General features: G+C 51.8%; 31 protein-coding genes and 2 pseudogenes. 2 read left to right on the forward strand and 31 right to left on the reverse strand.

Annotated features, from left to right (window positions below; all coding sequences use genetic code 11):
* Window positions 1-62: 62 nt before the first annotated feature.
* Window positions 63-911 (reverse strand): DNA-3-methyladenine glycosylase 2, encoded by an 849-nt coding sequence (gene alkA, locus FEM44_RS00195; RefSeq protein ID WP_135522214.1) that lies wholly within the window; start codon window positions 909-911, stop codon window positions 63-65.
* A 133-nt stretch (window positions 912-1,044) separates the two neighbouring features.
* Between alkA and yegD the strand changes: the two genes are divergently transcribed.
* The gene (gene yegD, locus FEM44_RS00200; protein WP_135522215.1) at window positions 1,045-2,397 is read left to right on the forward strand and encodes a molecular chaperone; all 1,353 of its coding nucleotides are present in this window, start codon (window positions 1,045-1,047) and stop codon (window positions 2,395-2,397) included.
* Between the two features lie 12 nt (window positions 2,398-2,409).
* Here the strand turns inward: yegD and FEM44_RS00205 are convergent, their stop codons facing one another.
* From FEM44_RS00205 to FEM44_RS00225, 5 genes are all read right to left on the reverse strand, one after another.
* Window positions 2,410-4,350 (reverse strand): helix-hairpin-helix domain-containing protein, encoded by a 1,941-nt coding sequence (locus FEM44_RS00205; RefSeq protein ID WP_135522216.1) that lies wholly within the window; start codon window positions 4,348-4,350, stop codon window positions 2,410-2,412.
* The gene (locus FEM44_RS00210) at window positions 4,347-5,108 is read right to left on the reverse strand and encodes a PP2C family serine/threonine-protein phosphatase (RefSeq protein WP_135522217.1); all 762 of its coding nucleotides are present in this window, start codon (window positions 5,106-5,108) and stop codon (window positions 4,347-4,349) included. The genes FEM44_RS00205 and FEM44_RS00210 overlap by 4 nt, the downstream gene beginning before the upstream one ends.
* Window positions 5,105-5,764, reverse strand: coding sequence for a vWA domain-containing protein (locus tag FEM44_RS00215; RefSeq protein WP_000003177.1), 660 nt, complete (start codon window positions 5,762-5,764; stop codon window positions 5,105-5,107). Before FEM44_RS00215 ends, FEM44_RS00210 begins: the two co-directional genes overlap by 4 nt.
* A gap of 220 nt (window positions 5,765-5,984) precedes the next feature.
* Window positions 5,985-6,044, reverse strand: coding sequence for a type I toxin-antitoxin system toxin IbsA (gene ibsA, locus FEM44_RS00220; protein WP_010723109.1), 60 nt, complete (start codon window positions 6,042-6,044; stop codon window positions 5,985-5,987).
* A 271-nt stretch (window positions 6,045-6,315) separates the two neighbouring features.
* The gene (locus FEM44_RS00225) at window positions 6,316-6,372 is read right to left on the reverse strand and encodes a type I toxin-antitoxin system Ibs family toxin (protein WP_135522281.1); all 57 of its coding nucleotides are present in this window, start codon (window positions 6,370-6,372) and stop codon (window positions 6,316-6,318) included.
* Window positions 6,373-6,601: 229 nt separating this feature from the next.
* Between FEM44_RS00225 and FEM44_RS25910 the strand changes: the two are divergent.
* Window positions 6,602-6,685 (forward strand): annotated as a pseudogene (locus FEM44_RS25910) (integrase); the annotation flags it as partial.
* Between the two features lie 9 nt (window positions 6,686-6,694).
* Here the strand turns inward: FEM44_RS25910 and FEM44_RS00235 are convergent.
* The 25 genes and pseudogenes from FEM44_RS00235 to FEM44_RS00345 all read right to left on the reverse strand — a co-directional run bounded on the left by FEM44_RS00235 (window position 6,695) and on the right by FEM44_RS00345 (window position 22,804).
* A complete protein-coding gene (locus FEM44_RS00235) occupies window positions 6,695-7,114 on the reverse strand; it encodes a tail fiber assembly protein (protein WP_135522218.1) in 420 nt (139 codons plus the stop codon).
* A complete protein-coding gene (locus FEM44_RS25915; RefSeq protein ID WP_441316625.1) occupies window positions 7,114-7,794 on the reverse strand; it encodes a glycine-rich domain-containing protein in 681 nt (226 codons plus the stop codon). Before FEM44_RS25915 ends, FEM44_RS00235 begins: the two co-directional genes overlap by 1 nt.
* Before the next feature lie 18 nt (window positions 7,795-7,812).
* A pseudogene (locus FEM44_RS25375) lies at window positions 7,813-8,166 on the reverse strand (phage tail protein); the annotation flags it as partial.
* Window positions 8,166-8,846: a DUF2612 domain-containing protein gene (locus tag FEM44_RS00245; protein ID WP_138158826.1), complete on the reverse strand. Its 681-nt coding sequence runs from the start codon at window positions 8,844-8,846 to the stop codon at window positions 8,166-8,168. The pseudogene FEM44_RS25375 and the gene FEM44_RS00245, both read right to left, overlap by 1 nt.
* Window positions 8,843-10,042, reverse strand: a complete 1,200-nt coding sequence (locus FEM44_RS00250; RefSeq protein ID WP_033553711.1) for a baseplate J/gp47 family protein — start codon at window positions 10,040-10,042, stop codon at window positions 8,843-8,845. Before FEM44_RS00250 ends, FEM44_RS00245 begins: the two co-directional genes overlap by 4 nt.
* Window positions 10,042-10,395 (reverse strand): hypothetical protein, encoded by a 354-nt coding sequence (locus tag FEM44_RS00255; protein ID WP_001270634.1) that lies wholly within the window; start codon window positions 10,393-10,395, stop codon window positions 10,042-10,044. The genes FEM44_RS00250 and FEM44_RS00255 overlap by 1 nt, the downstream gene beginning before the upstream one ends.
* Window positions 10,395-11,147: a Gp138 family membrane-puncturing spike protein gene (locus FEM44_RS00260; protein ID WP_135522220.1), complete on the reverse strand. Its 753-nt coding sequence runs from the start codon at window positions 11,145-11,147 to the stop codon at window positions 10,395-10,397. The genes FEM44_RS00255 and FEM44_RS00260 overlap by 1 nt, the downstream gene beginning before the upstream one ends.
* A 59-nt stretch (window positions 11,148-11,206) precedes the next feature.
* Window positions 11,207-11,446, reverse strand: a complete 240-nt coding sequence (locus tag FEM44_RS00265) for a DUF4282 domain-containing protein (protein ID WP_000466689.1) — start codon at window positions 11,444-11,446, stop codon at window positions 11,207-11,209.
* A 53-nt stretch (window positions 11,447-11,499) separates the two neighbouring features.
* Window positions 11,500-11,841 (reverse strand): hypothetical protein, encoded by a 342-nt coding sequence (locus tag FEM44_RS00270; protein ID WP_001214054.1) that lies wholly within the window; start codon window positions 11,839-11,841, stop codon window positions 11,500-11,502.
* Between the two features lie 3 nt (window positions 11,842-11,844).
* Window positions 11,845-12,906 (reverse strand): hypothetical protein, encoded by a 1,062-nt coding sequence (locus tag FEM44_RS00275; RefSeq protein ID WP_135522221.1) that lies wholly within the window; start codon window positions 12,904-12,906, stop codon window positions 11,845-11,847.
* A 2-nt stretch (window positions 12,907-12,908) separates the two neighbouring features.
* Entirely contained in the window at window positions 12,909-13,211 is a 303-nt protein-coding gene (locus tag FEM44_RS00280) for a phage baseplate plug family protein (protein ID WP_034169225.1), read from the reverse strand.
* On the reverse strand, window positions 13,211-13,798 hold the full coding sequence (locus FEM44_RS00285) for a phage baseplate protein (protein WP_001349561.1): 588 nt from the start codon (window positions 13,796-13,798) through the stop codon (window positions 13,211-13,213). The genes FEM44_RS00280 and FEM44_RS00285 overlap by 1 nt, the downstream gene beginning before the upstream one ends.
* Window positions 13,798-15,786: a lytic transglycosylase gene (locus FEM44_RS00290; RefSeq protein ID WP_135522222.1), complete on the reverse strand. Its 1,989-nt coding sequence runs from the start codon at window positions 15,784-15,786 to the stop codon at window positions 13,798-13,800. The genes FEM44_RS00285 and FEM44_RS00290 overlap by 1 nt, the downstream gene beginning before the upstream one ends.
* The gene (locus FEM44_RS25380) at window positions 15,767-15,967 is read right to left on the reverse strand and encodes a DUF6889 family protein (protein WP_374756843.1); all 201 of its coding nucleotides are present in this window, start codon (window positions 15,965-15,967) and stop codon (window positions 15,767-15,769) included. Before FEM44_RS25380 ends, FEM44_RS00290 begins: the two co-directional genes overlap by 20 nt.
* Window positions 15,964-16,416: a phage tail assembly chaperone gene (locus FEM44_RS00295; RefSeq protein ID WP_042047522.1), complete on the reverse strand. Its 453-nt coding sequence runs from the start codon at window positions 16,414-16,416 to the stop codon at window positions 15,964-15,966. Before FEM44_RS00295 ends, FEM44_RS25380 begins: the two co-directional genes overlap by 4 nt.
* A 3-nt stretch (window positions 16,417-16,419) precedes the next feature.
* Window positions 16,420-16,860, reverse strand: coding sequence for a DUF3277 family protein (locus FEM44_RS00300; RefSeq protein ID WP_000109249.1), 441 nt, complete (start codon window positions 16,858-16,860; stop codon window positions 16,420-16,422).
* A 10-nt stretch (window positions 16,861-16,870) separates the two neighbouring features.
* On the reverse strand, window positions 16,871-18,016 hold the full coding sequence (locus FEM44_RS00305; protein WP_032284066.1) for a DUF3383 family protein: 1,146 nt from the start codon (window positions 18,014-18,016) through the stop codon (window positions 16,871-16,873).
* 3 nt (window positions 18,017-18,019) lie between these two features.
* A complete protein-coding gene (locus FEM44_RS00310) occupies window positions 18,020-18,568 on the reverse strand; it encodes a phage neck terminator protein (protein WP_000069886.1) in 549 nt (182 codons plus the stop codon).
* Complete coding sequence (locus FEM44_RS00315; protein ID WP_001142480.1) at window positions 18,558-18,947, reverse strand: hypothetical protein; 390 nt, start codon at window positions 18,945-18,947, stop codon at window positions 18,558-18,560. Before FEM44_RS00315 ends, FEM44_RS00310 begins: the two co-directional genes overlap by 11 nt.
* Complete coding sequence (locus FEM44_RS00320) at window positions 18,934-19,488, reverse strand: hypothetical protein (protein WP_135522223.1); 555 nt, start codon at window positions 19,486-19,488, stop codon at window positions 18,934-18,936. The genes FEM44_RS00315 and FEM44_RS00320 overlap by 14 nt, the downstream gene beginning before the upstream one ends.
* A complete protein-coding gene (locus FEM44_RS00325) occupies window positions 19,485-19,892 on the reverse strand; it encodes a DUF4054 domain-containing protein (RefSeq protein ID WP_001125665.1) in 408 nt (135 codons plus the stop codon). Before FEM44_RS00325 ends, FEM44_RS00320 begins: the two co-directional genes overlap by 4 nt.
* Window positions 19,858-20,079 carry an STY1053 family phage-associated protein gene (locus tag FEM44_RS25920; RefSeq protein ID WP_001107515.1) on the reverse strand — a complete coding sequence of 74 codons (222 nt, stop codon included), beginning with the start codon at window positions 20,077-20,079 and terminating at the stop codon, window positions 19,858-19,860. Before FEM44_RS25920 ends, FEM44_RS00325 begins: the two co-directional genes overlap by 35 nt.
* 41 nt (window positions 20,080-20,120) lie before the next feature.
* The gene (locus tag FEM44_RS00335) at window positions 20,121-21,062 is read right to left on the reverse strand and encodes a DUF2184 domain-containing protein (protein ID WP_000627482.1); all 942 of its coding nucleotides are present in this window, start codon (window positions 21,060-21,062) and stop codon (window positions 20,121-20,123) included.
* Between the two features lie 11 nt (window positions 21,063-21,073).
* On the reverse strand, window positions 21,074-21,580 hold the full coding sequence (locus FEM44_RS00340) for a structural cement protein Gp24 (protein ID WP_001066733.1): 507 nt from the start codon (window positions 21,578-21,580) through the stop codon (window positions 21,074-21,076).
* Window positions 21,581-21,583: 3 nt separating this feature from the next.
* Window positions 21,584-22,804 carry a DUF2213 domain-containing protein gene (locus FEM44_RS00345; protein ID WP_135522224.1) on the reverse strand — a complete coding sequence of 407 codons (1,221 nt, stop codon included), beginning with the start codon at window positions 22,802-22,804 and terminating at the stop codon, window positions 21,584-21,586.
* Window position 22,805: the final 1 nt, after the last annotated feature.

Here is a 22,805-nt window from a genome sequence, read left to right on the forward strand (position 1 = left end):
TGCGTTTTATCAGGCCTACAATTCGTCCGTTCCGTAGGCCGCGCCGCATCCGGCAACCAGCGTCATGCTTCTTCTGGTAGCCAGCCTTCCGTATACCAGATATGCAGCAACGCATAAGAACGCCAGGGCTTCCAGCGCTCGGCATAACGGCGGATTTGTGCTGGCGTCATTCCTGGAAATCGCTGTTTAATCAAATAATCATCCGGCAGAAAAACATCTTTCGCTTGCCAGCCACGCAAGGCGAAATAATTCGCCGTCCAGCGCCCGATACCCGGAAAAGTTTGCAGCGTTTTCATCGCTTGTTCCACGTCGTCCGGAATTGTCATCGGTAAGGTGCCATCCAGTGCCGCATTTGCCAGATGAATCAGTGCCTCTGCCCGTTTCAACGGCATGCCTAACGCTTTTAATGCCTGCGGGTCGGCGGCTGCCAGCCGCTGAGGCGTGGGGAAGCAGACATAATCCGGAAAATCATCCAGCCGTTCGCCATAAAGCTGCGCCACTTTTGCCGTCAATTTCGCCGCCATCGCCACGCTCACCAGTTGGCCTAATATAGCGCGCACGCCCTGTTCAAAAGCATCTACGCTGCCAGGTAAACGCAATCCAGGCCGCGCCGCCCCTAACTCGCCCAACGCCTCGTTCACAATCTGCGGGTTACATTGCAGATCAAATAAGCGGCTCATTTTCGCCAGGCACTCCGCGGCAACGGGTTCTAAACCTGCACTTAAATTTATGTGCAGAGTATGGCGGGCGATATCCGGAATAGCAGTCACCACGCCGCGATATTCGCCCACCGCCAGACTACGGGCATAATAATCGTCAGCGACCGTTTCCACACCACTCACCGCACGGGCGGCGAGAAATCCCAACATCCACGACCAGTCATACGGCGGCTGCCAGTTCAGGGTATACATCGCATCTCCTTATTCATCCGCTTTCAGCATAAACGTTATTCAGACGCTGCGCTTTGCTTTCATATTCCGGTTGTCGCGACGGCAACATTTCGCTAAAGTCACGCCCCTTCTTCACCGGCATGGGGATTATTTCGTGTTTATTGGTTTTGATTACGGTACAGCAAACTGTTCAGTGGCGGTCATGCGTGACGGTAAACCGCACTTGCTAAAAATGGAAAACGACAGCACGTTGCTGCCTTCAATGCTTTGCGCGCCAACGCGTGAAGCGGTAAGCGAATGGCTGTACCGCCATCATGATGTTCCGGCAGACGACGATGAAACGCAGGCGCTGTTACGTCGGGCGATTCGTTATAACCGCGAAGAAGATATCGATGTTACGGCGAAAAGCGTGCAGTTTGGTCTTTCCTCACTGGCACAGTACATTGATGATCCAGAAGAAGTGTGGTTTGTGAAATCACCAAAATCGTTCCTCGGTGCCAGCGGCTTAAAACCGCAGCAGGTTGCGCTGTTTGAGGATCTGGTCTGCGCAATGATGTTGCACATTCGCCAACAGGCACAGGCGCAACTGCCGGAGGCAATTACTCAGGCGGTGATTGGTCGCCCGATCAACTTCCAGGGTCTGGGCGGCGATGAAGCAAACACCCAGGCGCAGGGGATTCTGGAACGCGCGGCGAAGCGTGCCGGGTTTAAGGATGTGGTATTCCAGTACGAGCCGGTAGCGGCTGGGCTGGATTACGAAGCCACCTTACAGGAAGAAAAACGGGTGCTGGTGGTGGATATCGGCGGTGGTACGACTGACTGTTCATTGCTGCTGATGGGGCCGCAATGGCGTTCGCGTCTCGATCGTGAAGCCAGCCTGCTGGGCCACAGTGGTTGCCGTATTGGTGGTAACGATCTGGATATCGCACTGGCGTTTAAAAACCTGATGCCTTTACTGGGCATGGGAGGCGAAACCGAAAAAGGCATCGCCCTGCCGATTTTGCCGTGGTGGAATGCGGTTGCCATCAACGACGTACCTGCGCAAAGTGATTTCTACAGTAGTGCCAACGGTCGCCTGCTTAACGATCTGGTACGCGATGCCCGCGAACCGGAAAAAGTGGCCCTGTTACAGAAAGTCTGGCGTCAGCGTTTAAGCTATCGACTGGTGCGCAGCGCGGAAGAGAGCAAAATTGCGCTTTCCAGCGCAGCGGAAACCCTCGCATCGCTGCCGTTTATCAGCGATGAACTGGCTACGCTGATTAGCCAGCAGGGTCTGGAAAGCGCCCTCAGCCAACCGCTGGCGCGGATTCTGGAACAGGTGCAACTGGCGCTGGATAACGCTCAGGAAAAACCGGATGTCATCTATCTGACCGGCGGTAGCGCCCGTTCACCACTGATTAAAAAGGCTCTGGCAGAACAGTTGCCGGGCATTCCAATTGCAGGCGGCGATGACTTTGGCTCCGTCACTGCCGGGCTGGCACGCTGGGCGGAAGTGGTGTTTCGTTAATTGAAAAATGGCTCAGCAACGGCTTAAATCAGCCTGCGCCTGAGCCAGTTTTTCTGCCGCCTGACGTAACGGTTCCATCAACGGCATGGTCCGTGCAGAGGCATGGAGATGGAATCGCTGCAACTCTACCGCGCCCTCTGTCAATGCGGCTTCCAGCCGATGTCGTTTGGCGGCCATTTTCGCCATTACTGCTTGTCTGTCTACTGGCGCTACCGCTTCGTTCGGCCTGAACACAAAACGGCGTTCGCAACTCGCTTTCCAGTCGATAACTGCCTGGGTCAGATGGTCGCCAAATCCTTTCACTTGTTTAACGCCGCGCCGGGTAACATCTGCCGCTGTTTCAATACCAAAGGACCGTAACGCCGCTTTACGCGCAGGGCCAACGCCGGGAATAGAGGCAACATCAATAAAAAACCCTTCCAGAAATTTGTGTTTCTGACGATCCCGCGCGGTGTCATGAAGTGCTGTCAGAGCGCGTTTCTCTTCTTCCGGTAACCCGAGAATTTCGTCCTTCATTTTTTCGAGCATCGTCCGTTTGGCGATAAAACCTTCCAGTCCGCCCAACTGTTGGATCTGGCTGACTAAATGGTCATAATCCATTTTCGCACGATTAAATGCCTCACGGCGTTGCTGGATTTCTGCTTTGTACGCTTTGCTTGTCAGACTGCCAATAATCCAGATAGCCGCCAGCACAGGAACCAAAATAATATAACGCGGTTCTGCCTGAAGGCCGCAAAGCAGTAGAGATAACGCTGACAGTGCGATCTCAATCAGAATGATGTATTCGCGCCGTAACAGGCCTAAAGGAAGCGGCCTGCCCCCAGGTTGGAAATGAGCGGGTAATGGTAACTTTAGCGGTGGCGGTGCTACTGACGACGTTACCATCGCCCAGACTTTCGCCAGCACAAAATCCCCGCCGGTGGTAATGGCCTCTTCGCCGAGATCAATAAAATAGATAACGCCTTGATTATCCAGCGTACACCACGGGCAGTCGGTCAAATGAGCGGGGTAAACATGCATTGCCGAAACGGGACATTTCTTTAACTGTTGGCGTAGGGAATCAAGTGCCGCTACCCACGCTTTTGCCGTCGGACGCGCGGTTGCCACGCCACTTTCGGTGAATGCCTGCTGAAACATGCCTTCAACATCATCCGGTAACATCGATAGCGGAATAGATCGTGGCGGCGGTTTTAAACCACGTTGCTGATTGTCTGATGCATAGGCATAACGGAAATGGGCAATATCCTTCTCCAGCGCATTACCCGCTTCGGCAATAAGCGGCACACCGGAATAAGGATGACGCCCACCAAACAAGACGTGAAAAATCAGCAACGCAAGGCCAAAATTATCGTGATTCGCGGTGCGTTCAAAGCCGACAAATGATGGCAAGGTTTGTAGCTCTGGCGGCGTAAAATGCGACACACCGACTTCGCATAAATGCAGTGTGCCATTGGCGTTAATCTGAAAGGAGTCGCTATCGATCAACACCACTTTGCTGTCACGGCCTACCATAAAGCTGTTCTGGTTTACGTCACCCACGACGTGCCCGTGCTCATGAACCGTAGCAAAAGATGAAGCAATATTGCGCGCAACATAGAGTAGAAAATCCCACGCACAATGAGGGTAACTCTGGCGACGATGTGCCGGGCTATAGATCATATGAATCGGTTCTTTACCTGAAACTTTTGGCATCATAAAACCGATAACTTTTCCGCCTCGTCCACCGTGAAGGGTTGCCTGTGGCCAGGCGACATAATTCAACAACTGCGCGTCAGCTGTCGCAGCCATAAAGGCAAGTTTGTCCTGTTTTAAGGCGGGTGGCGGCGAGTGATAAATCTTGGCGACGCTGTCGACAAACTCCTCGATATCATAAACCGCACCTTCGCCACCTTTGCCCAGTTCACGGCCTGGCATAACGCACTCACCAGTAGCAGTATATAAAGTGGGTTTCATGGTAACCACATAGCCAGTGCTAATGTTTTATCATCATCGGTACGCTCGTTTACCGCTGGGCTGGACAAAAACTGCTTTAACAATTCAGGTAATAAATCGAGTTGTTCCTGCGTTGCTGTCGCCAGTCCATTGAAAAACGGGGTAAAGAAAGGCACATGCGGAGAATTATCCAGCATATTTAACGCCAGCCGCTGGATACCATCCGTAAATGCTGCAACTTTATGCGCACGCTCAGTGCTGGTGAAAGTTTCCAGTCTGGAAACGGCATCTTCATCGGTAATGAAGTGCGTCATGTTGGCATATTCACCCACCATCGGCGTGAGCGGCAATTGCAGACCGTGACCAAAATCCACCACCACGCCGCCATCGCCAATCTGCATAATCAAGGTGCCATTAGCTGATGAAATTAGTCCCAGAAATGTGCAGGCAAAATCGCGAACCGCTAATTCTTTATCTTCCGCCTCGGCAAAAAGTCGCTGACGAATGGTCAGTACAATATCCGTGGCGAGGACATCATTGAGTCCAAATTCACCGTTCTGCACTTTTTGCGACATATAAGCCATCGCTTCATTGACGGCAAGCATCGCACCTTCGCCACCCTGCGAGACGCTGCCTGCACCATCAGCAAGAAACATCACCAGTAATGGATGCTGATCGTTTAACCAGGCAACCTGCATCTGGCAGGCATCCTGACAAGGTAAATCAGCGCTAATGTGCGACGTTCCAACGGCTGATGCATAAACCAGACGCCAGGTCACACTGACGTCCAGCCTTTTGGCGCTTCCAGCACAACTTCCGTTCCCGGCGTGGAGCGGGAAACCGAACGCAGCGAACTGGATAACCAGCTAAACAGTTCACGGAATTGTAATCCCTGCAGAGGCAAAGGCTGACGAACGCTGATTTGTGCCAGAGTCTTCATATCCGCCCCCTGAACGCCGATGGTAAAGAAGGCAAACTTCTTATCTTCTTCCCCCTGAAACACTTTGTTGGCGGCAGCCTGCCACTCATCGGTTGGTGCGCCATCGGTGATCAGGAAAATCCACGGACGATAATACGAAATGCCATTTGCGCGGTACTCACGTTTCCGCTCTTCAACCATATCCAGGGCTTTGGTAATGGCGGCGCCCATTGGCGTATCCCCCTGAGCAAACAGGATAGGGGGGAAAAAATTAGCGGCGCTGGTAAAGGGTTGTTCCACATGCACCGGGCCGAACGTCACAATGCCGAGTTCCACTCTTTTTAAAGCCAGCGGATCAGCAAGCAGTTCATCACGAAAGGTAACCAGTCCGGCGTTAAGTTCATTAATAGGTCTGCCGCTCATCGAGCCAGAAACATCCAGCAGCAAAATGCAGGGGCAACGTGGTTCCGGGTTACTGGCAAAATCGCTGGTAGCAAACGTGATTTGTTCGCTCATAAGAAATCCTTTCTTAGAGAATTATTGAGGTCCGGTATCATACCGATTGCAATAATGAAATAAGAACAAACGAAGAAACTTTCAGAATTAGGCCCGGCGGCGCAGATAATTTTGCTATTCGCCTCGCAAGAACGGAGAGCCCTCGATTGACACTAAGGGCGGAGTGACATAATTTCAGGAGTGAGGGTTAGGGAGAGGTTTCCCCCTCCCCCTGGTGTTCTTAGTAAGCTTGGAAGCTAATCACTAAGAGTATCACCAGTATGATGACGTGCTTCATCATAACCCTTTCCTTTTTTAACCCTTCTTCTCCGGGAGAGGGTATCCCGTTTCAGCGTCCCGCTGAAATCGTCGGCTTACATCCTTTTGCCCTGCAAGCAGTCTATAGCTAACGCGTGAACAAAATAGTTTCTCCTGTGATTATTGCGTAATGACTCGCAAAGAATATTTGCTGGCAAGATCGCAGACTGCAAAGCCTGCGGATTGACAATCTAACCGTGAAGGCATACTTTCAGGAATGAGGGTAGAGCGGGGTTTCCCCCGCCCTGGTAGTCTTAGTAAGCTGGCCAGCTAATGACTAAGAGCACCACGATGATGAGTACCTTCATCATGACCCTTTCCTTATTAAAGGATGACAAAATAATATTAATCACTTAAAAATCATCGCATTACACGATTCCGCGGTTAAATAACAGACTACAAAATGCGACAAAACACAACATATCCAGTCACTATGAACCAACTACTTAGATAGTATTAGTGACCTGTAACAGAGCATTAGCGCAAGGTGATTTTTTGTCCTCTTGCGCTAATTTTTTGTCAACTCGCTGGGTTAGTTGAATTTACAACCATGCTCAGTATCTCGATAAGCGCAGAGAAATGATGCAGTGGTGGGCGGACTGGATCGATGGTGATGTCACATAACCATCTTGTTTACAAGGTGACAGCATAGCTAACAATGGTTGATTGCTGAGGCCAGTCTATTTCTGGTGCAGTTGAAGTATCTACAGCATCCAGTGCGTCCAGATAATCCAGCCACAAATTATATTGCTCCAGTTCGTCACCTTTCAGACGACCAATAGCCGCTTTACCGGGCCACTGCCTGCTGTTAATAAAATCATTTGCAGCACGTATGCGTCCTTCTTTTTCGAGTTCTGCTTCCTGGATTAACTGTTCTTTAGTTTTCTCTGGTTCGGGAGGGGCTGTGAAATTATTTCCGTCATAGATCCATCCAATATCAACTGCAACACCAGAGATATTAACTGCCTTAAAATCGGCAAACATATCTCCTGCACCATCCCAGACAACGATGTTAACAACAATATTGTTTTTAATTAGTGCATATCTGTTCATTATCCGTATACCCACAAAATCGCCAGACCGTCAGCACCTGCACCACCAGACATAGACACCCCGGTAGAGCCTGAGCCGTAAATAGAGACCGCGCCGCTTCCGCCAGAGCCATTACCTCGGGCATGATTCCCCGCCGATGCATTGACTCCTGAGCTAATTCCGACTGCCACACCGCCCACTCCGAATTCAGAGTCAGCCCCTTTCCCGCCAAGCGCATTTTTATCCGAGAACAGAAATCCAGAGCTTCCACCATACCCGATATGCTGTGCTATCAATTCTGCTCCACCAGGAATGGTGTTATTAGCATTCGGAGACGCTGTAGGCCCGCCGGTTGGCAGAACATTAAATGCTGCCCCCTTAGCTCCACCTCGCCCACCAGTAGCTGTAATACCGTCGATAATCGTAGCCCCACCGTCACTTCCATTAGCTCCGGTTGCGGGAGTTGGCACGCCCCCCGCACCACCTGCGCCAATAGTAATATTAATTTTCTGACTGGCATCAACTGTGAATTTTGCTACCACACGGCTACCTGAATTCCCGCCCTGTCCTGCTGACGCATATCCGGGTTGTACGGTCGTGGAGTTACTGCCACCGCCGCCTCCGCCACCAATCATATCTGCCACAACAAACCTGGCATCTTTCGGCAGTGTAATTTGCCGGGATGTGTCAATCCGGTACACTGCAATGAGTCTTCCTGTTCCATCTCCCAAACCAAGGTTTTCGAGAGCCGTTTTCACCGTGCCATCCGATTTGATATCGCCAAACGGATTCTTGCGGCTCAGGTATTCAACAGCAAATCCCGATCCCAGCAATTCAACAAAACCGGGCAGATCACCATTATCAAGCACATCCCGTTGCGTTTTATCACTTACAAACTGGGCCAGAGCTGCAGCAATAAAGCTGGCCTGCCGAATAACCTTATTGACTTGCGCACTGGAGGCTTTCCCTGCTGTAAATCCGGATAAAAGCGCGGGCAACGCTTCCCATTCCTCCTGCGATATAACATTGGCATTTCGATCCGTTGCAAACGCTTTAAAGTCATTTTTCGCCATCAGAGTAATACTCCCCATGCTCCTACATCAAAACCACTGATGAATTCGTTATCCATATCAAAACCAAAAAATTTTGAGCCTTCCGATGGGGTTTCCACCGAAGGTGTTTCAATGCCACCCGCCCATACCCCGGCGGCTTTTACTGTGAGATACCCCTGTTTAATTGCCGCAATTAACTCACGCGATACATCTGAAATATCAGTATCAGGAAAGACCCAGACCGATATCGTCATGTCCTGGTTATCGACTATCTGCATTCGCAGCCCGGATCCTGCTGTTGCAGCGTCAAGAATTGCCGGAAGCGAATCATTCCGTCCATCCCAGTTATTAATCGCAATCTTCGCTTTAAGAATGACACGATAAGTTTCATCGCTGAGATACATGTATCCGGAATCAGGATCATATGGCCCCTGCCATACCCCCTGATCATATCCAAGCCCGTCGGTATCCCAGCTGAAATAGACACCTGAGATAGGCTGGCTGACAACACGGCTACGTCCGATCCACAATCCCAGCATGTCAAGTTGCACACCAACCGCAGAGTCAATATCAAATGCAGTAATCAGCCCTCTGGTGGCCGCCGCAACATCAATAAGCGGCCGGGTCATCAGATCAACATGTGCAAGAAATTTAGGTTTGGTGGCGTGGTAGTTCGTGATTAGTTCGGTGTATTTGCTCATGACTCCACCGTTATAACGATATTTTCCGGGGTACAGGACGCAGATTCGTTGTATCTGATATCAATGTTTGATGACGACAAAGCCCCCGGGGATTTCCCAATCGTCAGTTCCTGAATATCGTAATAGCGTGCATTCCCGCCACTCACCACGCCAAGATTCGCCGGTGAGTAAATGCGACTTAAAAGGACCGAATCACCAATCATCAGACTATTGATATAGTCGGAAATAGCCTGCTGGATCTGCTGCCCTATCTGTGAGGTATAACCCGTAAAAACTTTTAATTTAATCCGGGCATAAACAGGCACATCACTGGAACGCGAGAATTTGATTACATGGGGATTGCCGTATTTATCCGGAACCGTAACGGATGTTGTACCGTGAGTGGCTGTCCCCTGGCCTTTATTCCCTCTGATAGCCTGAGCAATATCCGTCACATCACCGCCATCCACAATTACAGCAACAGAGTGTGGCGGTAACCCGTTACCGTCCTCCGAACCAGTATCGTTTTCATAGAGTTTGTGGCGGGTTACACCGGTAACATTAGAAACAGCACCATCCAGTGCTTCAAATGGGGTTATTGATGGCAACGCAACACTTTGCGACTGGCGGATACGTAACTCAGCATCAGTTTCTGCCGGAGAGCCAACAGTAGCCGCAGCAGGATTAGTTACCGAAACCCAGCCACGGGTTGGCGTATTAATTTCAGTGATAGTTCCAGCCAGCGCCGCCACTGCACCACTGACGGAACATGTTGCGGTCGCCATCACTGTACCATCCACGCCGACCACCACTGAAGCAGGCAAACGCCATATCACATTATTACTGTCTTTCACGCTGCCATTAATGATGGTTGTTCCGGCAGTTCCTGTAAGAAGCAAATCAACCGTAGAGTTCGTCGCGCCTTTACGTGAAATACCATTTATTTTCACGTTACTGGTCAGTGCAGCCCCATAGCCGGTTGCCGGTGAAAAACAGTTGTAGACAGTTATCGCCATATTATTGGCATCATGAATCGCCAGCGCCGTCAGAGCCACCATCTGGCCGTCTTTGCTGTCCGGTTCGAGGTAGGCATCACTGCCATAAATCTGCTGAAAATAGCTAATCAGGGTGCTGAGTATCGTCTGATAATCAGGCGCACTGATCCCCTCCGCGGTTACCTTTGCAGATAAACCGAGAGAATCAAGGTTCAGAGCCATTACGCCTCCGATGTAACAGTCGTTATTCCATAAAGAGTGTCGATTTCAGCGGAAAACATGACACGTCGGGTCGTGGTATCCACTGTCGTATTGAAAGAGAGGATTGATTTAACGCCCCGCGTTTCGAGGATGCGCTTACGGATCGCCAGGTTGTAGGTTTCCGGCTTCTGCTTACCGAGCACGGACTGGATCCACGGAGTCCCTTCGGTGGTGTCGAGAAACCATTGCCCATACCACAATTCGAATCGCGTTTTCACAGCCTGTGCTACGGCCTCAGGCGAGTTAATCAGCCAGGTGTCATCACCGCTGCCAAAGGTGTAATCGCCATCGGCGTCTTCACGTCTGTATCGCATCAGTTTACCCCATCGGTATTGCTTCCACCGCGCTGAACACCGCCATGAGTGTGCGTATCATCGATTGGCTTGCCGTTAGCCTTCACGCTACCCAAAAACTCAACAGCACCAGTGATTTTTGAAGCCACACCAGAAACAACAGACCCCACCATGCCCCCCAACCAGGTTAACAGGCCATGAATGGTTACTTTCTCAGAAAAATCAGCCAGAGGGGCAACCACATCAAGACCACCCGGAGCGACAATTTTAATTTTCCTGGTATCAGGATTAAGCTCAAAATAGGTGCTACCGTCGTCACTACGCAACTGTGTGGCACTGGTATTAATACCGCTAATCGTTCTCGCCTGCGACTGGGGACCGACAATACAAAACGCATCCGATAAATCATGCATTCTGTCATCGACCGGCTCCTGTATCCCACCGCTCTGCCACCAGAAATCAATACAACGATCGGCAAAAACGACAAGACACTCATCCCCGGCTTTAACCGGAAAAGTCAACGTACAGCCTCCGCCGCGCGGAAATACCACTGGCACATCCACCAGCAACGGGTAATTTTTGGTAATGCGGTTACCGTCGTTATCCTTTTCAACCGAACGGATAGCTGGCTGCACAACCGCCGTCACCGCGTCGGGCTCGAATGACTGAACAATGCCAGGCAAGGCGACACGGATCTGGTTCTTTGTTGTTTCCCGTTCAGATTTGAATGTTTCGGCAAGGTCGCCGCTGCGGGTCTGGTCAGATACTGCCATTTAGTAGGCTCCAGAAAGCAAAAAACCCGCCGGGTGGCGGGTTCATTATTGAAGTTTCATTACTGCTTGTTTGCTTCTAACGCTTCAGCTATTCGGCGAAGATACTCATTGTTTTTAAATGAAACCATGATGCACTCAAAGAATATTCGGCAAAATACAGCACATAACAAAAGCACTAAAGCGCCAGCAGCCTTCCCATTAACAAACGTTATAATGGCGGCAACAACCAGAAGTAACATTGTGATGCCATACAGAACGTTGATGATTTTTGGAGTTATTAATTTATCAAATCCGAACATGCGACAAATTCCTTATCGTGAAAGTAGAAGTATCACATTATAATTACGAGTGATTAATCAACAATCTTTTTGCATGGAAAGGAGCCGATGATTTTCGGCGCATCCATGCTGTTCTGCAGCAGTTGCACATTCAGGAATCGCGTTTCGGTACCAGGGCGACGAATGTATTCAAAGCCGTAGTTGTTACCGTCTTTGGCTGGCATAAGCCCCATGTCTACTTTCAAACCATTGGTACCCAGTTCGGTGATTTTTTGAGAGGTAACTCTTTCACCGTTGATTGTCGATAACTCGCCCTGGTTTGCAACCATAGTGTAGCCACCGCATTTAACCGTGAAGCCATCCGCCCACGCGCTGCACGCAGAAAAGACAGCTAACAGAAAAATAATCCCCCTCATTGCTCATCCCCTTTGCAAAGCCGATTGCGTATACAGATCCGCCGCGCCACGCGCTTCGCACATCATATCCATGTACCACGCCTGGCCCCTTGTGTCGCCAGTGTACATAATCCCGCGCACAATATAAACGCCATCCATTGCGATGCTGGCAGGCTGTGATGTGGTGCCGCTGAGCGTAATATTTCCGTCCGTGTTCTGGTCGGTGATCTGACCACCAGCCATAGCGATATCGTTGTTCGACAACGCGGTGCGATATACAGAAGCCTGATCCAGCTGAATGAGCCCATTAACCCGGATGTTCGGATTAATAAGCGCGCGGACGTTTACGCCGTTGCCGATGGTCTGCTGCGGCATGCCAATAAGCCCGGTAGCGCTGTTGAGCACAATCGCTTCGTGAACATATTCATTATTCGCCACCATCTGGCGCTGACCGTCCACGAATTGCCATGTTGCGCCACATTGCCCGGCTACGTTATCCATTAGATGCCGCGTCATGCCAAAGAGCACCCGCCCCCGGGGGAATACAGTAGCAGGCATTTCAGGCGTCAGGCCTTCGGTCGCACCTTTGGCTTCGAAGTCTTTCATCAGCGCACGGTTCACATCAGCGACCGTGTAACCGGCAGCCAGCGTCTGTGAGGTTATACTGGTGGCAAAAGCCAGATCAGTATCTGCTGCCTGAATCAGGACGTAGGAATCAACCGGACTGTCTTTTCCTGTGACCGAGTAGCGAATTTCACCGCTGAAAATCAGTCCGTAGTTGCGGCCATCACTCTGGCCCACGTCCGCCGCATCAACCTCCCGCACGGTCCCGACGTCGCTTGCCGACACCTCCGGCGCGATACCGTCGTAACCCGCAATCAGACGCACTTTCGAAAACTCCTGCCCGGTAATTCGGTTCACAGTATCTGCCGAGAGGTTATAAATTTTGATAGTCCCTACCCGGGACGCGCTGCTGATGTTGAACCAGTCGATCGTAAAGGTGACTTTGAAATCACTTAGCTCAATTCCCTGACCGTTCCCGTCCACAAGCTGCAGCTCGAAATGTCTCATCCAGTTCTGTGACATGCTTACTCCGTTGATACCAGTAAATGACTGCGGCCGCCCAGGTCAGTTTTCGTGGGATAATCCTGTGTGTTGTCATCGCAGACCACCACCAGCTTAAAACCAAGCCCCATACAGGCGTACTGCGCCAGCAGGTCAGCACCAGTGACGAGAGGAATACCGGAGATTACCGGCTCCCCTCTGTCGTTCTGCAGGTCCATAATCCAGTAAAGATCGCGCCATATGATGTTAATCCGCCAGGTGACACCGCCCAGGACGATACTGAACTGCTGGTTATCCGCTGTCAGCGGAATTTCCTGAATTGTCATTAGCCGCCTCCCAGTAATGACGCCACGTTACCCGTGATGCTTTTCAGCAGTGAAGTATCTGGAGGCTTTGTGGTTTTGTTGCCACTGTTCTGTACCGCCGACGTGCTGGCCCCTTCCTTCATGTTGGTTTTATCCGCGACGGTGATCTGCTGTGTCCGGGAGATAAGGACCTCCCTCAGGGTGAGGACGGCGGACAGGACGTTTTCGGTTGTCTTGTCCGTCGTCACTTCCAGCGCCCGAATTAACATGTTGCTGTACAGCCGTTTACCGGTTACCACATCGAAGGGGATACGGCTTTCCTGCAGATCCAGTAGCTCCTGATACGTCTGCTGAGGACTCAGGCCGAGCAGGCTGGTAGCCGTCAGATTACTGGCAAAATCCAGCAATGCGCCGCCACCGGCGAAACCAACCTCCATCACCACTTCTGACGGTTTTTTATAGGCATGATCAGCGACAGCGGCCCCGACCTCTACCGGATGCTCTGTTATTTCAAGCATATCTGTATGCTTCTCTGAAATAACAACACTGGGAACAATCATTCCTATTTTTCTGCTCTGCTGATGAAAAAGTGTAGAGAGAATATCCACTAACCCACCCTCACCTGATTACTTCGCATGACCTGAGCATTTGCAGACTGTTGCCGACGTGCAACCTCATTACCGACAGCGTGCGGATCTCCGCCACCGTAAATGTGGTAGGTATTTTGCTGGTTAACCTCTGTCACTTTGCCACTAATTCCCGCCACGGCAGCCTTATTAATCAGCTCTCGAGAATAGATATTTCTTCCATTCTCATGCTGGATAATGCTGCTCATCAATGCTGACATGGTTTGCGGATCGCTCATATTCAGGGCAGCCCGGGGATCCACTCCCAGTCGTTGCGATACAGCCCTGATATACGCGGTTGTGTTGTTATTATCAGACGCAGGCGCCCAGGTAGAGATAATTTTCTCCACACTGTTTATTCCCCGTCCGGCGTACAGCATTAACTGACGAGCAAGAGCCCGTAATCCATCAAAGGCAGTTTCAAATCTGGCAAATCGCCCGCCCGGTCGTTCAAGAGAAGCCCCCGCCTGACCAGCAAAATTAAGGTTTCCCGGATTGTTATTCCGTTCTCCTCGCTTCGTAGCCTGTGCATATTGTTCCGGCTCATCATCACCAAACCAGCCGCGTACCGTCCGGCCCACGCTGCGGGGATCGAATCCCCAGTGCTCTTTAATCCAGTCGGCAGTACTGTTAGCGCTGTCTGTAACCATCGGCATCGCTGACGGATTTTCGCTGCCCTGATTAAGTATCTGTTTGCCAATGCTGACGGCATCAGCCCAGCGGCCATCTTTGATAGCGTTGAGCAGGTCGGCGATCATGTTCAGCATTTTGCTGAATTCGCCCATCTGGTCGATGAAGTTGCTGAAATCCCACTTCAGGGACCATGATTTAGGGTCAATATTGAGCAGTTTCGCCAGCGCTTTCACCAGGTCGTTAACGGTCGTTTTAAGGTCACGAACCATCTTCACCGCGGCGTCGACTTCCGGCTTCCACTTGCCCCAGTCAATCAGGCTATCGCCGCCTTCCTTCCAGGTCTGATAGTCCTCCCACAGGAGGGCAATCCCCGCCGCCAGCGCGGTAATGAGGCCAATCGGCGACATCCAGAACGTACTGTTCAGAATGCGCAGCGCAATCGTCAGTGCGCCAAACAGCGAGATCAACTCCCGCGTTTGCTTATCCAGCGATTGCCACCAGGTGATGAGGCTTGATGTTCCTTCAATCAGTCTGAAGAACAGCCGCCCTATAATGTCCCCGAGCGCCAGAATGCCTTTTATGGCTTTCGTCAGGGTCTGCTCAATGCGCGGAAAGTTATCCAGGATGTGGCGGCGCAGCGTGTCCAGCGAACCCGCCAGACCACCAGCAAGATTAGAGCCGATTTTGTCACGGGCCATGCCTGCCATCGCGCCGAACTCGCGCAGTGAGGTCATGAATTTGTTGGAACTTCTGGCCGCCTCGTCAGCATTGAAGCCGATAGCCTTCGCCATTGCGCTGTACTGCCCGGAGAAACCGCCGACACCCCAGCGCATCGCCATGAGGGTATTTTCGTCAATGCCCAGCATCTGCGCATACTGGTTAGCCCGGTAGTACGGCATGCTGCTGAGCTTCTGGCCTACACCTGTAAAAATAGCGGCCATGTCACGCATGTTGCCGCTGGCATCCCGTGTCTGAACGCCCAGGCGATTCAGAAATCCCTCCGCCCCGGGATTGTTACGAATAAACCGGGAGAGACTTTCCAGAGAAGATCGCGCAGCGTCCACACTGCCGCCAACCTGCGAAACCGCATAGCCAATAGACTGAATTCCCTGGACCGTCGCGCCGGTGCGCTGTGACGCCCAGTAAAGATTATCCAGGCCGGAGGCGATCTTAGCCGTGAAGGCCACCACGGACAGCGCAGCTCCTTCAACAGCCAGCCCCATTTTGATGACATTTGCAGTTGTACCGGCGAGGACAGAACCGAACTTTTTCGCTCCTGCATCATCCACACTGAAGCCAAGCGAGACGAGGAAATCTTTAATAGTCTCGGCGTTCATTATCCTCTCTCCATTTTTCTACCCGGACATCGTTGTCCTCGCACATATCAAGGTAGTCATTAAGAAGCGCGATGCGACAGAGATCTACCGCACCACTGTTAAGATCTTTCTGGTCAATATGGAAGGCAAGCGCCGGACGAAGAATAAAATCTTCACCACCCGGCAGGCTATTGAAGGTTATTCCGCTGGCGGGATGGGCGTCTCTTTGGTAGGGAGTCCTTGCAAAAAATTTCCCAGCGAATCGGCGACCACCCGCGCCACCAGCTGAAGCATGACCAGCAAATCAATATCATCAAACATCAGTTCGCCCTGGGTAAATACCGGCACCCATCCATCCATATGACGCCGCGACACCACCGCAAGACAGGGATGAATAATCGCATCGGTGTCATCTTCGGTCAGGGAAGACAGTTCCTCAGCGATACGCGGGAGCATGGTTTCAAACACCGGTTTTAACTGCTCGAATTTCACGGTGTCGATTTTGCCGTCAGCAGGCAAACGGGAGCGAATGCTCCCGAAATCTGACATCATTCCTGCCAGTACCGGCAGAAGTTTGCGGGTCACTTTCAGCTGGTCAAAAACGCTGAGTTTTGCCACGCGATATTTCACGCCTTTGATTTCGAATTCCATGTATTAAAACTCCCCGAGAACCTGGTCAATCTTGCCGCAGTCAAACACCCACGGCATCGTATTACCGGTTTTAGCGTTGGCGTTATCCGGTTGTTTCTGGAACGCAACACTGCGTGCCGTGATGATGTCGCCGCTGACCTTGTTGCGGATCACGATAACGTTATTCCCCCATGTGGCAGAAGACTGGCTCTGTGCGTTATACGCCAGCGACAATTTTTTATTTGTCGGTGATGTCTTCAGAAGGTTAACGGTAATCGTCCCGCTTTTATCTGCATGGAGACTGTGCATCACTTCGCCATCAGCACCGATGGTCATGGTGTTTTTAGGACCGCCCATCGCAACCACAATCCCCTCTTCAGAACTTGCCGAACCGTACCCGAGGTCAATCGAACCGGTCGGCCCGGTCAGCGTCGCAGTGACATCCATAAAAGAATAGGTAGACATTCACTTCCCCTTAGCGAACAACGTTAATCTGTACGTCAGCGTAATGAACCGCGCCTGCAAGTTTTATTGCAGCCTGAATCACCGGAGCCTTACGGGCTTCACGCTCTGATTGTGCCTGTTCATCCAGCGGCTGGGCGTATACGTAATAACCTTTGGGCAGCGTGTCACCTGATGACAACTGACCAAGGTCGCCCCCGTTCCATACGCCCGGAGCAATCAGTCCATTCTGAACGGCCTGATCCAGTGATTTTTCAACATTTGATAACAGTCGGGTAATACCGGCTTCAGTCTGGGGAACTTTCGTGGTGCTGGTATAAAGCAGGTTATAGAGGTTGGTCTGCACATAATTCTGTAACCAGTCCAGGCCGTGGCGTTCATCAAAGAAATCGCCGTTAGCCATCACTCCCTGCTGGAGGATAGCTGTATCATTCTGGTAGTACACGAACACATTGCAGTTTTTTGCATCAAGTGCCGATGCCTGGCTGACTGTCAGTGTTTCATACCCGACACCCGGCTCCTGCTTAAACTTGAGCGTAATCGCGGTATTACTGCCATTGAAATTAACCGTGAATGCCCGGCCAAATGCAGATAACGCAGCGTATTTATTACCCGATGAATACTGAATAAAACTGCGTGAATATCCGGCGGTTTTCAGTTTTGATGCCAAATCATCGCTGGATGCAGTCTGCAGGCATTTCTCATCGCTTGTCGTAATCGCCAGAATACGGCTTACAGAAGAGGATTCGATCGCCGCAGCCACTTTCAGCCAGTCTGCATCCGGAATATCTTCATCGCCTGCAATCCCCAGCCCATACCATGAAGTATAATCGAGCATGGCATTCACAGCCTGCTCCAGCGTCTCAGGCGTGGCCTGTTCGCTGTCTCCCTTCGTTTTCACCCAACGACCAACAAAAACCTCCTGAGGTTTCGGTGATTGTGAGAAAAACACCTGCGCAGCTTTATATTCTGGTGATTCCACGCCAAAATCTTTTCCAATATCTTCCGCCGCAGAATAACGACGAATGCGCTCACTTACCGGAATGATTGTGGACGGGCCGAGAATGAGTAATGCACCAAAATTTCGCCCTGATGCTGCACGCGGCGACATGATCACATCAACATTAACAACGTTTGATACAGGCAAGCCCTGTGCCATAGCTTAATCTCCGAAAAAGATGACTGGTGCTTCCACCAGCGATTTAATACCGTACTCGCGCACAACCTTCCGGCGCAGACGCACCGTCATATCGTAGCGGCGGACCCATTGCTGATTAATAAGTTCAGGGAAGGGAGTCAGACCTGTGTAATCGCCAAGAGACAGCCCCAGCGCATTCAGTGCTGCGTTGTTCTGCGGTACAGATATACCGTCACGAAACCGGGACGCATACACCATCCCCGCCGGACCATAAAACGAAGCCATACACTCAATCGTTTCATGCCGCCAGAGCTGAGAGCCATCATCGGTCTGTCTGGTGAATGCCGGACTGTCATCACCTGACCATCCGATAACCCCAAACGCACACCAGTTCGTTTCAGCCGGTAGCAGTGGCGGTTGCTCTTTCTGCCAGCGCGGACGAACCATCCCGGCAGACAGACCGGAAACGTTACGCATCCACTGGCTTAACAGCCTGTCGAGCGCTTCGTCATAATCCGGATCGCCACTGGTTGGTATCAGCCATCCGCGCTCTGTGCTGGTGTTATTGCTCAACCGGAATTCCCCCATCAAACGGCAGCAACTCACAATGCGCCTGAACGAATCCGGCACCATACGCTGTATACGGGTCGACGAAAGTCACACGATAATCACGGCCCTGATACGTCACGATATCGGCATCACGGCCAGTCTGTCCCTGCGTCAGTCGCTCAGTCGTCACAATCAGAATTGCACCGCTGATTACCTGCCCTGCCTGCATACGGCGGTTTTCCAGAGAGCGATCAACAGTTACGACTCCGGCAAACTGTTTTTTAACTTCACTGTCGCTGCCGATCCCGTCCTCATCCACCGTTTGCACTCGGCGTGTTACCCACAAATTGAAGTCGCAAAAATCGGGGTCAAAAAGCACATCTGTTACATCAAGAGTCGGCATCTTTATCCCTCACTACATGGGTAATCGCTCTGCGATATTGCCCGGTGTCAATTAATGGTTTCGCCAGTTCGGTTCCCGGAGATTCGCCAGCAGCACGCCGGGCAAGTTCCATTGTTGCCCCCTTGCGCCCCCGACGAGCCCGGGCTTCAACAGTACTGTCAGCAAGCGGCGTAAAGCCGGTAATGGTCATGTAACGCCTGACACCATTAACGGCCAGCGTTCCGGCACGGTTGAGTGCACTTTCTGCTCCCGCAGCATTACCATCAAGTGCAGCCTGCGCCGCGGCTTTAAGCTGCGGCACCGTCTGCTCCTCTGCCGATTTAACGCCGGGGACCAGGTGAGGTCGTGGCGGGATGTTCTGCGCTGGTGAGCCGTATTCGTTGAGGTAACCGATGCCCGCATTACCAAACGGAACATCATCCCGCTCGCTGTCTTCCGAAGGGATGCCGACCAGCACATCTTTTTTGGTTAACGACCTGAGCGCATCCAGAATGGCCTTAGCGTTATCCACCCTCGTTGTTACACCGCTTTTGAAACTCATAGCTGGCGACCGCCTGCACCGAACATCGTGATCAACTGATAAAATTCAGCACCATATCGGGTGTTATTCCAGAAACCTGCATCAGGATTCAGCGTCGCGCTGGTGTCATAACTGACGCTTACCTTATCCACGGACTTTGAGGACTGAACACCATTGGTTGAACCGCCCGGCCCGCCAGCCAGCATCGCCCGGCTGTCTGCCGCCCAGAGCGTCATGTAGTGCGCAACGAACAACCCGGCAAAGTACGGAAACAACTTTTTGCCGGTGACGTTTTCGCTCAGCAGTTCATCGGCCAGATTCAGACGAAACTGGATTTGCGCTTCGGGATATTTGGCAGGGTCAGCAAACTGCGGGAAGTCGCGGCGAAAATCACTTACCGCTGGCAGACTTTGATTCTTTGGCATTTTTTACCTCGTTACGCGCGTCTGTGGCTTTGCCAACGGATACTTCCGCGTGCGCACGAGTGAACCAGTGCGTGGCAACGTCTTCCTCCACAGCATGACGGCCTTTAACAAACTCGCGCCGTGAACCGTCGGGAAGCGTGAGCACAAACGGGGTATGTACGTGTATTACTGCATTATTTTTTGCCATCGGGTCATCCTTAATGGCCCCGCCAGGGGGCCATATGGCTGTTAAATGCCATCAACGTACGAAATGGTTTCTTTGTACACTGGCTCGACTGCACCCAGCTTGCCGTAGTAAGTGACGATCTGATACAGACCGCGATACTGCACCGGCACGCTCTGAAGCGGAACCAGCGGGTAGCGGACGTATTTTTTATCGTTGGTGTACGCAACCATGCGATCCTTATTCCCCACACCACGGCCTTTCAGCCATTTAACCGCGCGGATATTCAGCGGAACACCGTTCTGGTGATAGCTGATGGTGTTGGTCTGAAGGTACGTCAACAGGGACTGGTTACCCGCAGATGAAACGATGATGCTGGACAACAGAGCAAACTGCTCAGGCGGGATCAGCAAATCACGCGGAACCACAGAGTAACCAGAAGCGGCCCACGCATCAGACAGTACCTGGTTAATGCTTGCGCGGATTTCGTCCGGTGTTGAGGTTGCCCACGTTTTGGCAGCGTTGTTGACAGGCACGCCGTCCAGGGTAACAAGGCCTTTCAGGTTTAATGCGGAATCGCCAACATATACCTGTTCATCGTTATCCATCTGCCATTTCAGTTGCATACCGTCATACTTCTGCGTATCAATCGGGCGGCCGACCTGCTGAGCAGCCTGCAATTCTATGACCGTCCAGCCAAGTTCCATCCCCCACAGGTTCAGCGGGTTACCAGATTTGCCGATATCCACGTTCACGCCAGCAATAGCGGTTGAGTCTTTGCCTACCCAGTTTTTGCCATTCGGATTTGCACCAGTACCCGCAGCGGCGAAGCTGGTATTCGTCCAGCTGGAAATGTCATCTGCGATAGAGACATCTTCACGCAACTGAATATCGCGGGTCCAGGTGTACCCCACCAGTGGCAGGTTCAGCGTCTGGTCGAGTCGCTCCAGCTCCCCGATGAGAAAGGCACCAGAGCTGTCAACGGTTGCCTGATCAAAAGTAATCATTCGTCTGTTCCTTAAATCTTCCAGGAAATTTCTGCATTGCCGTTAGCATCACCGGCACCTGTGAATTCAGCGTTGGTCAGCACCACATTTTTGCCACTGACTGACGTGGACATGAATCCACCCAGCGGCACTTTGATGGATTCATCAGTGGAGACGACAACGTATACCGGGTCGCCTTTTTTGATGGTGCTGGCATCAAAATCAGAACCGAGATTAACAGTCACGTAGCCACGCTTCATGGCGTCGCCCGGGAAGTTCTTGCCTGTTCCCACCTGGCGAACCATGTCCGGCTGCGACGTGGTCGGATAAGGGCGCACGTAGATCCCCTTTACCTTGTCTGCAGTATCACCATCTGCCAGCGGCACGAAAAAACCGTCATCATCGTATTTACCAGCCAGGCCATAGGCAGCGAAGGCGTTATCGGATTTAAGGACCACCGGTTCGACGGTTAAGTCCTGCGGGCGAGAGACAGCCCCGGCAATGCCAACAGGCATCCGGTACAGAAATACATTATTCATTTTTTACCCTTTACGGTTTGCCCAGAATTCAGCGTTTTGTTTGTTCAGGGAAGCGATACTGGTCATGCCCATGTTTGGGCGCTGTGCATCGCCGGTGGTGGCGCGGGTGTTTCGCCCTTTGGCAATCTCAGACACGGCATTAAACGCCATGTCGACCGATTGTTTCGGTAATTTGCGGATATCCGCGTCACCGACTATCTGGCGAACCAGCGTTTTGTCAGCAGAAGCCAGAACCTCGCGTTTGAACGCGGTCGGTTTCATCTTACGGCTCAGATCGATACCCGGAACGATAACTTCGGCACGCCAGGCTGAGTCACCAGTAATCGTGGTTTCCTCTTCATCGTCCTCGCCGTCACCGGTCGGATTATCGTCAGGCTTATTGTCGTTATCGCCCGTCGCATTTCCTTCCAGCTTAGCCAGCAGGGCTTTCAGTAATGTTTTGAGGTCATCATCACTGTCGCCGGTTGGACCTCCGCCCATCTCTGGTGCTTTGTCCGGTAGCGGTTGCTGCGGGGACAGGTTGATGTTGAGATTAACGCCCTGCGGCAAATCCCCCTCATCTCCTGTAACCGATGCGGGAGCCGACTCCACCAGTTCGTTCATGGTGTCAGCGTCACCCGTTTTGATGGCCGTGCGCATGCGGGTCCACCAGCTTTTCTTTTGATTTGCCATTGTGTCTCTGTCTCCAATTGCACAACGATTTCCGGCTCTGCCTTTAGGGACAAGAGCCACATGGTTTCCGGTAATATCGACCTGCTCGGCTTTACCTTGCTCGGTCTGCTCATACTCCGCGTCATAGCCGCACGACACTTCGCGCAGGCCATCTTCGATAAGCTGAATGGCGCTTTCGTCTTTGACGATAAGGTCAGCCAGCATCAAATCAGACTGCTCACCCGTCCCGCGCCGGACATTCTGGAGGTGCCCGACAGCAAGCTCTTTCCAGTTCTCTGGATTCACCAGCCGCACATCCCCGTTTTCATCCTCGGGATGCAACACCGTGATACTCATTCCTTCGAATGAGGCAAGCGTGGCGGGATGGAATACCTGCTCAGGAGAACGCGTGACGACTATTTCACCGAACTTATCGGGTTTCAGTTTTGGCAGGTCATCAGCACCATAGAGCTGCTTACCTGTTCGTCCTATCGGCACGTCTTTGCACAGCAACGAGCCGTCAGCCAGCTGGTAGCGGGTTTCTCCCAGCCGGGTATTGAAAAAATATTTCATG

The organism is Escherichia sp. E4742 (assembly GCF_005843885.1).
In the GTDB taxonomy this organism is placed as follows: Bacteria; Pseudomonadota; Gammaproteobacteria; order Enterobacterales; family Enterobacteriaceae; genus Escherichia.

Bases quoted from the DNA above. Each gene is read 5' to 3' on its own strand.
- alkA (WP_135522214.1), bottom strand. From the start codon at position 911: ATGTATACCCTGAACTGGCAGCCGCCGTATGACTGGTCGTGGATGTTG.
- FEM44_RS00205 (WP_135522216.1), bottom strand. From the start codon at position 4,350: ATGAAACCCACTTTATATACTGCTACTGGTGAGTGCGTTATGCCAGGC.
- FEM44_RS00215 (WP_000003177.1), bottom strand. From the start codon at position 5,764: ATGAGCGAACAAATCACGTTTGCTACCAGCGATTTTGCCAGTAACCCG.
- FEM44_RS00235 (WP_135522218.1), bottom strand. From the start codon at position 7,114: ATGAACAGATATGCACTAATTAAAAACAATATTGTTGTTAACATCGTT.
- FEM44_RS00245 (WP_138158826.1), bottom strand. From the start codon at position 8,846: ATGAGCAAATACACCGAACTAATCACGAACTACCACGCCACCAAACCT.
- FEM44_RS00250 (WP_033553711.1), bottom strand. From the start codon at position 10,042: ATGGCTCTGAACCTTGATTCTCTCGGTTTATCTGCAAAGGTAACCGCG.
- FEM44_RS00255 (WP_001270634.1), bottom strand. From the start codon at position 10,395: ATGCGATACAGACGTGAAGACGCCGATGGCGATTACACCTTTGGCAGC.
- FEM44_RS00260 (WP_135522220.1), bottom strand. From the start codon at position 11,147: ATGGCAGTATCTGACCAGACCCGCAGCGGCGACCTTGCCGAAACATTC.
- FEM44_RS00265 (WP_000466689.1), bottom strand. From the start codon at position 11,446: ATGTTCGGATTTGATAAATTAATAACTCCAAAAATCATCAACGTTCTG.
- FEM44_RS00270 (WP_001214054.1), bottom strand. From the start codon at position 11,841: ATGAGGGGGATTATTTTTCTGTTAGCTGTCTTTTCTGCGTGCAGCGCG.
- FEM44_RS00275 (WP_135522221.1), bottom strand. From the start codon at position 12,906: ATGTCACAGAACTGGATGAGACATTTCGAGCTGCAGCTTGTGGACGGG.
- FEM44_RS00280 (WP_034169225.1), bottom strand. From the start codon at position 13,211: ATGACAATTCAGGAAATTCCGCTGACAGCGGATAACCAGCAGTTCAGT.
- FEM44_RS00290 (WP_135522222.1), bottom strand. From the start codon at position 15,786: ATGAACGCCGAGACTATTAAAGATTTCCTCGTCTCGCTTGGCTTCAGT.
- FEM44_RS00295 (WP_042047522.1), bottom strand. From the start codon at position 16,416: ATGGAATTCGAAATCAAAGGCGTGAAATATCGCGTGGCAAAACTCAGC.
- FEM44_RS00300 (WP_000109249.1), bottom strand. From the start codon at position 16,860: ATGTCTACCTATTCTTTTATGGATGTCACTGCGACGCTGACCGGGCCG.
- FEM44_RS00305 (WP_032284066.1), bottom strand. From the start codon at position 18,016: ATGGCACAGGGCTTGCCTGTATCAAACGTTGTTAATGTTGATGTGATC.
- FEM44_RS00315 (WP_001142480.1), bottom strand. From the start codon at position 18,947: ATGCCGACTCTTGATGTAACAGATGTGCTTTTTGACCCCGATTTTTGC.
- FEM44_RS00320 (WP_135522223.1), bottom strand. From the start codon at position 19,488: ATGAGTTTCAAAAGCGGTGTAACAACGAGGGTGGATAACGCTAAGGCC.
- FEM44_RS00325 (WP_001125665.1), bottom strand. From the start codon at position 19,892: ATGCCAAAGAATCAAAGTCTGCCAGCGGTAAGTGATTTTCGCCGCGAC.
- FEM44_RS25920 (WP_001107515.1), bottom strand. From the start codon at position 20,079: ATGGCAAAAAATAATGCAGTAATACACGTACATACCCCGTTTGTGCTC.
- FEM44_RS00335 (WP_000627482.1), bottom strand. From the start codon at position 21,062: ATGATTACTTTTGATCAGGCAACCGTTGACAGCTCTGGTGCCTTTCTC.
- FEM44_RS00340 (WP_001066733.1), bottom strand. From the start codon at position 21,580: ATGAATAATGTATTTCTGTACCGGATGCCTGTTGGCATTGCCGGGGCT.
- FEM44_RS00345 (WP_135522224.1), bottom strand. From the start codon at position 22,804: ATGAAATATTTTTTCAATACCCGGCTGGGAGAAACCCGCTACCAGCTG.